At 59.0% G+C, this 6,676-nt stretch carries 5 protein-coding genes; 2 read left to right on the top strand and 3 right to left on the bottom strand.

Features of this window, described 5'->3' with window-relative positions; genetic code table 11:
* Positions 1-93: 93 nt before the first annotated feature.
* Entirely contained in the window at positions 94-996 is a 903-nt protein-coding gene (locus P775_RS21245; RefSeq protein ID WP_245875794.1) for a DMT family transporter, read from the top strand.
* 159 nt (positions 997-1,155) lie between these two features.
* Complete coding sequence (locus tag P775_RS21240) at positions 1,156-2,010, top strand: patatin-like phospholipase family protein (RefSeq protein ID WP_180287524.1); 855 nt, start codon at positions 1,156-1,158, stop codon at positions 2,008-2,010.
* A gap of 126 nt (positions 2,011-2,136) precedes the next feature.
* Here the strand turns inward: P775_RS21240 and P775_RS21235 are convergent, their stop codons facing one another.
* The 3 genes from P775_RS21235 to P775_RS21225 all read right to left on the bottom strand — a co-directional run bounded on the left by P775_RS21235 (position 2,137) and on the right by P775_RS21225 (position 6,674).
* Positions 2,137-4,563 (bottom strand): heavy metal translocating P-type ATPase, encoded by a 2,427-nt coding sequence (locus P775_RS21235; protein ID WP_180287523.1) that lies wholly within the window; start codon positions 4,561-4,563, stop codon positions 2,137-2,139.
* 237 nt (positions 4,564-4,800) lie between these two features.
* Complete coding sequence (gene fabI / locus P775_RS21230; RefSeq protein ID WP_099912867.1) at positions 4,801-5,613, bottom strand: enoyl-ACP reductase FabI; 813 nt, start codon at positions 5,611-5,613, stop codon at positions 4,801-4,803.
* Positions 5,610-6,674 carry a bifunctional enoyl-CoA hydratase/phosphate acetyltransferase gene (locus P775_RS21225; RefSeq protein ID WP_099912866.1) on the bottom strand — a complete coding sequence of 355 codons (1,065 nt, stop codon included), beginning with the start codon at positions 6,672-6,674 and terminating at the stop codon, positions 5,610-5,612. The genes fabI and P775_RS21225 overlap by 4 nt, the downstream gene beginning before the upstream one ends.
* Between the last annotated feature and the right edge of the window lie 2 nt (positions 6,675-6,676).

The raw sequence follows: 6,676 nt of genomic DNA, 5'->3' as shown, positions 1-6,676 counted from the left end.
AAAAAACGCCCCAAAATGCGCCGAATCCGCAGAATCTGATTAAATAGGGTACAGTGACACCAGGGGCTTAAGGGACAATGAATTGATGAATTCTTGAAAATTCTGACAACTGCAAAGATTATCTTCGCGATGTTTCTATGGGCGATTTGTTACCCATTGATAACGATGGGCATTGCTTATGCCCCGCATCTTACGTTTGCGACGATGCGGGCGGTGATGGCCGGAATAATCCTGTTGGGGCTCGCGCTGGCTCTGGGCCGCCCTCTTCCACGTTGCGGGAAAATCTGGATGACCCTCGCGGTTATCGGTTTCGGGGCGACCAGCCTGGGGTATTTTGGGATGTTCCACGCGGCGGAATTTGTATCGCCGGGGATTGCCACCGTTATCGGAAATACCCAGCCCTTGTTGGCTGCGGGTCTCGCAGGTGTCGTCTTGGGTGAACGCCTTACGGTCTGGGGCAAGTTGGGTCTTGTCCTAGGGTTTCTGGGCATCGTCGTCATTGCTGCCCCGCGCTTGTTTGCGGGTGGCCAGGAGAGTTATTTGACCGGCATTGCGTATATTGTTCTGGCCGCACTTGGGATCACAGTCAGCAATGTAATGCTCAAGCGGATTGCGGATACGGTCGATCCGTTGATGGCCATCGGTGTGCAGTTGTTGATCGGCAGTATCCCACTGGCGGTTATTGCCGCCATGACCGAAGACGTCACCCTAATCCAATGGTCGCCCGGTTTTCTGTTCGCACTGGTTGGGTTGGCAGTGTTTGGCTCCGCGCTGGTATACGTGATCTGGATGTCGGTTCTTGTCGAAGTTCCGCTGAACAAGGCCAATGCGTTCAGCTTTCTTGTGCCGGTATTCGGACTGACAATGGGCCTGCTCTACTATGGCGAATCTCTGGGCTGGCCGGAATTGATTGGCTCTTCCCTTGCCCTTGCCGGTGTCATGATCGTCACCCAAAAGGGCATTGCGCAGCCCGCACTTGTCGGCGTTGCAGCGTGATGCGTGGCATGTTGCTCACCGGGGTGTCGACCGAAGGCCCTGACTTTCAGCAACGCGGCGCTGGCAGAGTTCAGGTGTCTCAGCGCAGTCGTATGCACCACAACTGTTATAACCGATATGCGCACAGGAGGGCGGCGTAAGATGGGCGCGGATACTCGGATGACTGGCTACCACAAATCGTTCGCCCTTGTTTTCAGCGGTGGCGGCGCAAGAGGCCTTTCGCATGTGGGGGTTCTCAGAGCCCTGATCAGCTCGGGTTATTTTCCCAGTGCAATTGTCGGAGTGTCAATGGGCGCGGTGGTTGGTGCAACTTATGCGCTGAACCCGAACTGGTACCGGGATCTTGTTGAAATGGATACCAGCGGGTTCCCGTCAACGCCGAACTTTCAGGGCCAGCGCCTTTCTGAAAGAGTAAGGGGCCTCACCATTGCGCTGCTTGCGGCGCGCGACATGTATTTTGGCTGGGGTGCCGGAGCGCGCACCAAAAGCTGGGGGCGGGGCGTTCTTTCCGCCCTGACCAAGGGCAAGAACCTGGAGGATGGTCGCATCCCTGTCTTTGTCTGCGCGACGGATGTGCTGTCGGGTGAACGGGTGGTGCACAGCCAAGGGTCAGCTGCCGACTACGTCTATGCCAGTGCCGCCCTTGCAGGTATCCTTCCGCCGCTGATCGATGGTCCGCATGTACTGATGGACGGTGCCTATGCGGACATCGCCCCAATCGATGTGGCGCGGAGCACCGGGGTCGATGTGGTGATCGCTGTCGATCCAAGCCAACCCGAAACCGCGGTCGCGCCGCGCAATGGGGTGCAGGCGATGCTGAGATCCATCGAGATCTGTCAGAACGAACATGCCAGGCTGCGGTTCGGTCAGGCCGATCTGGTCATTAGGCCAAAGTTTTTAAACACGATAGGAACATTGGAATTCCGCTACAAGCGGCAGTGCATTGCGTCAGGTGCTATGGCAGTGCGCCGGTCTGGCGATCAGATAAGAACGTTGCTCAGTCGAGGCGCATAAGCAAGCAGGGTCCTTCCCAAGGTTAGAGATGCCCGCGGTGTTCTGACTAGGCTGCGTGCAAAATCCAACCAGAACTCTTTGCGCAGCGCCGTTGGGCACGTCCAATGCGGCCCGTCGTGGCCAACCTCATAGCTTGACCCGTTTCAAGAGTTGCGCGTTGATCGCCACCACGACCGTACTTGCCGACATCAGGATAGCGCCCACAGCGGGCGTCAGCAGAATGCCCCATGGTGCAAGCACGCCCGCAGCAAGCGGGATGGCAAAGATGTTGTAGCCTGCGGCCAGCCAGAGGTTCTGTTTCATCTTGCGATATGTGACCCGGCTCAGCGTGATGATGCGGGGGATGTCGCGGGGATCCGAACGCACCAGCACGATATGCCCGGCTTCGACGGCCACGTCTGCTCCTGCGCCGATCGCAATCCCGATGTCGGCGGTGGCAAGGGCGGGGGCATCGTTGACCCCGTCACCGATCATGGCCACCTTTTTGCCTTGCGCCTGCAGTTCGCGAACCTTGGATGCCTTGTCATCGGGAAGCACTTCGGCAAATACGGTATCGATTCCAAGTTCCTTGGCGACCGCATCGGCCACCGCCTGCGCGTCACCCGTCAGCATCGCGACCTCAATGCCCCGTTCGTGCAGCGCCGCGATGGCTTCGCGGCTTTCCTCGCGGATCGCATCCGCCACGGCATAGACGGCCAAGGCGTTGCCGGCCTGGACGAGGTAGATCGCCGCCTGTCCATTGTCGGCTGCGGCTTGGGATGCCGCCTGAAGTGCGGGGGGAACATCGACGTTTTCCGACTTGAGCAGCGCGGGGCCGCCCATGTGATACTCGACACCGTCAATCGTGGCTGCAACGCCCTTGCCGGTGATCGCGCGGAATCCGTCGGCCGATGGGACCGCGATACCTTTGTCTTCCGCCGTCTTCACGATCCCCCGCGCGATGGGATGCTGGGATTCAGCTTCAATGCCAGATGCGATACGAAGGGCCTCGTCCTCGTCTAGGCCATCCGCCACTGAACTGGCGACGATCCGGAACTCGCCCAGCGTCAATGTTCCGGTCTTGTCGAAAACCACCGTATCGAGATTGCGGGCCTCCTCGAGCCCGCGGCGGTCCCGCACCAGAAGGCCGTTGCGCGCCCCCAAAGTCGTTGAGATGGCCACCACCAGTGGTACCGCCAGCCCCAGGGCATGCGGACAGGCGATCACCAGAACCGTTACCATCCGCACCACGGCAAAATCCAGCTCGGCCCCTAGCAATTGCCACGCCGCGAAAGTTACCACCGCCGCGCCAATCGCGACAACGGTCAGAAGCCGGGCTGCACGGTCTGCCAAATGCTGAGATCTGGATTTTGAGGTCTGCGCATCGGCCACCAGCCGCATGATGCCGGACAGCTTGGTCTTGTCGCCGGTTCCGGTAACTTCAACGCGCAGGGACCCTTCGCCGTTGATCGTGGCGGCGATCACTTCGTCGCCTTCGCCTTTCTTCACGGGTCGCGATTCTCCGGTGATCATCGCTTCGTCAATGTCGCTGGCGCCCTTGCGCACCACACCGTCTGCGGGAATGCTTTCACCCGGGCGCACCAGCAGCAGGTCGCCATTGCGCAAGGCACTGATGTCGACCGTTTCCTCGCCCGTATCGGTGATCCGCGTTGCGGTGTCCGGCAAAAGCTTCGCCAGTTCCTTTAAAGCACCCTGAGCCTGATTGATGGATCGCATCTCGATCCAGTGGCCGAGCAGCATGATCGTGACCAGCGATGCTAGCTCCCACCACAGGGGCATCGAGTCGATCAGCCCGAGCTGAACAACCCAGGAGAATACGAAGGCGACCGTGATGGCAAGCGAGATGAGGGTCATCATGCCCGGCAGGCGGTCTCTCAGTTCCTGCCACGCGCCTTTCAAGAAGACCAGGCCGCCATATAGAAAGACGACAGTGGAGAGCACAGGCGCCATCCAATCCGATCCGGGGAACGCCGGAGCGCGGTAGCCAAGCAAGTCCTGGATCGGGGCTGACCAAATGACAACCGGAACGGTGACAGCGAGCGACAACCAGAATCGGTCCCTGAACTTTTCGGGAGTATGGCCCTGATGTTTGTCGTGGCTTGCATGGCCAGCATGGTCGGATGTATGTTCTGGCGTGTTGGTCTGACTGTCAGATGAGGACTTCGACGCGTCCGCCGCCGTGCCGTCGTGCTTTCCATGTCCTGCATGTGCGTCATGCTGGGCGGTGGGGATCTCGACCTTTGGTTTAGGCGTAGCAGAGTCAGGGGCCGCAGCCGGTTCGCTGACGTCTACTTGGTCTTCATGATCCTCGGCGGCTGCGACCTCAGGAGCGGCATCCTTATCGGTTCTGTTGGATTGCAGTCCAAGTTCGTGCACAGTCGATTTGATGTCGGATACCGCCACGCGGGTTTCGTCATAGCGGACCGTCGCGTTTTCCGCTGCAAAATTCACCGTTACGCTTTCAACGCCGGGTACCTCGCCGATCCGACTCTCCACTTCGTCAAGGCTCCATACCGACAACATGTCATCAACTTTGATTACGCTCGTTTTCATCATCCGTTCCTTTGGAAGTCTTCTACCCGGGGCGTCAGGTGTTCTTGTCTGGAGGCAATAGTGGTTCAGAGCGTAGTGTGGATATTCGAGGCTTTTTTTGGCTCTTATGGCCAATGTGTGCCGAGGTTTTCGATGCTGATACCTGATTGTTGCCGTTGCATTGGTGACGTGCTGCAGGGATTTAGACGCAGGTCGGCTTTGGGCATTACAAATCTCCTCAAAAAAATCTCTGGGTATCTAATGAAATATCATACCAGCGACATGGAACCCTGCGTCGACGTGCAGAACTTCGCCTGTCGTGCCCGTTGTGTAGTCGCTGGCGAGAAGCAAGGCGGCGCGGCCAACCTCATCCGGTGTCACTGTCCGCCGCAAGGGCGCCTTGGCGACGGTTTCATCGATCAGTTCGTCGAAATGCTCGATGCCAGACGCCGCCCGTGTCCGTATGGCGCCTGCAGAAATCGCGTTTACCCGGATCGCTTTAGGACCAAGCTCGTGCGCCAGATAACGCACTGATGATTCAAGGGCGGCCTTGACCGGTCCCATTACGTTGTAATGGTCCACAACCTTTTCGGCACCCAAGAAACTGAGGGTCGTCAGGCTGCCGCCATTCGCCATGAGTGGTTCGGCTAATTTCGCCATCCGGATGAACGAATGGCACGAGACCAGCATTGATTGGGCAAACCCTGCACTCGAACTGTCGGTCAGACGACCGTGCAGATCCTCTGCCGGTGCCCAGGCGATCGAATGAAGCAGGAAGTCGAGACGGCCCCATGTTTTCTCTATGGTTGCGAAAACCGCTTCCAATGAACCCTCTTGCGTTACATCACAGGGCAGAAAAATTGGTGCGGCGACACGCATCGCAAGCGGTTCCACATAGGTCCGTGCCTTGTCGTTGAAGTAGGTCAGGGCCAGGTCGGCACCGGCAGCGTCGAAATGCTGTGCGGCGGCCCAGGCGAGACTGTGTTCATTGGAGATCCCCACGACAAGGCCCTTCTTTCCTGAAAGGTCGAGAGCTTCTGCCGGATTTAAGGGTCTGTCGGAAGTGGTCATTGCGTGGATTCCCGAAATTGCGGCGGCAAGCTGACCGGAAGGGGTTGAAGGTTCGTTACGGCGGGCAGGGGACGGCAGGCATCTTCCGGTTGCGGTGCGGCGGCGATACTATTTTTGGCGGTTTCCAATAGCGGTTCAACCTGAGGTCTGCGGTGGTGCATCAGGGCGGCAATCGCCAGGGCCGCCAGTCTTGCCGGTGCCGGATCAGCGCGCGAGGTCAGCACGACCGGTGCTGCGAGTCCGATAGCAATCCCCGCCGCAACGCCCCCGGCCAAGTATTCCAGCGTCTTGGCCAGGATATTGCCCGAAACGAGATCGGGCACCAGCAAGATGTCAGCAGAGCCTGCCACATCAGACAGGATACCTTTCCCGGTCGCGGCACGCGCCGATATGGCATTGTCGAGTGCCAGCGGTCCATCTACCTCGGCACCGGTGATCTGGCCGCGTCGGGACATCAGAGTGAGACAGGCGGCATCCAGTGTCGAGGCGATATCGGCCGTCACGGTCTCTACCGCCGACAACACTGCAACCTTTGGTCTCACCACCCCCAACATGCGGAACAGATCGACCGCGTTCTGGCAGATTTGCGCTTTTGCTGTCAGATTGGGCGCAATGTTGATTGCCGCGTCGGTGATACCTAGCAGTCGCTCATGACCAGGGAGCGTCACCACGAAGACATGACTGACACGCTGCCCAGGAAGCCGCAGTCCAAGATTCTTGTCGAGAAGCGCGCGCATGAAGATGTCGGTGTGCAGGTTACCCTTCATCACCACATCCGCCCTGCCTTCGCGTACCAGTGCGACCACACGGGCGGCCGCTTCGGCATCGTCGGCGGCAGCGATAATCGCGTCCTGCGCAACCGTCCAGCCCAGATCGGCGGCGATCGTGCGGATGGCGTTTGGGTCACCGACAAGTAGCGGTGTCGCCAGACCAGTTCGTTCGGCATCGCGCAATGTTTCCATCACGACCTTCTGAGCGGCATCGGCCACCGCAACGCGGACCGGACCCGCTTTGCATGCCGCCCTCGTCAAGGCATCAAACGGCGCGACATTATCGTTCATTG

The sequence above is a fragment of the Puniceibacterium antarcticum genome, from assembly GCF_002760615.1.
Classification (GTDB): domain Bacteria; phylum Pseudomonadota; class Alphaproteobacteria; order Rhodobacterales; family Rhodobacteraceae; genus Puniceibacterium; species Puniceibacterium antarcticum.
This window is presented reverse-complemented; position numbering and strand designations above follow the sequence as displayed.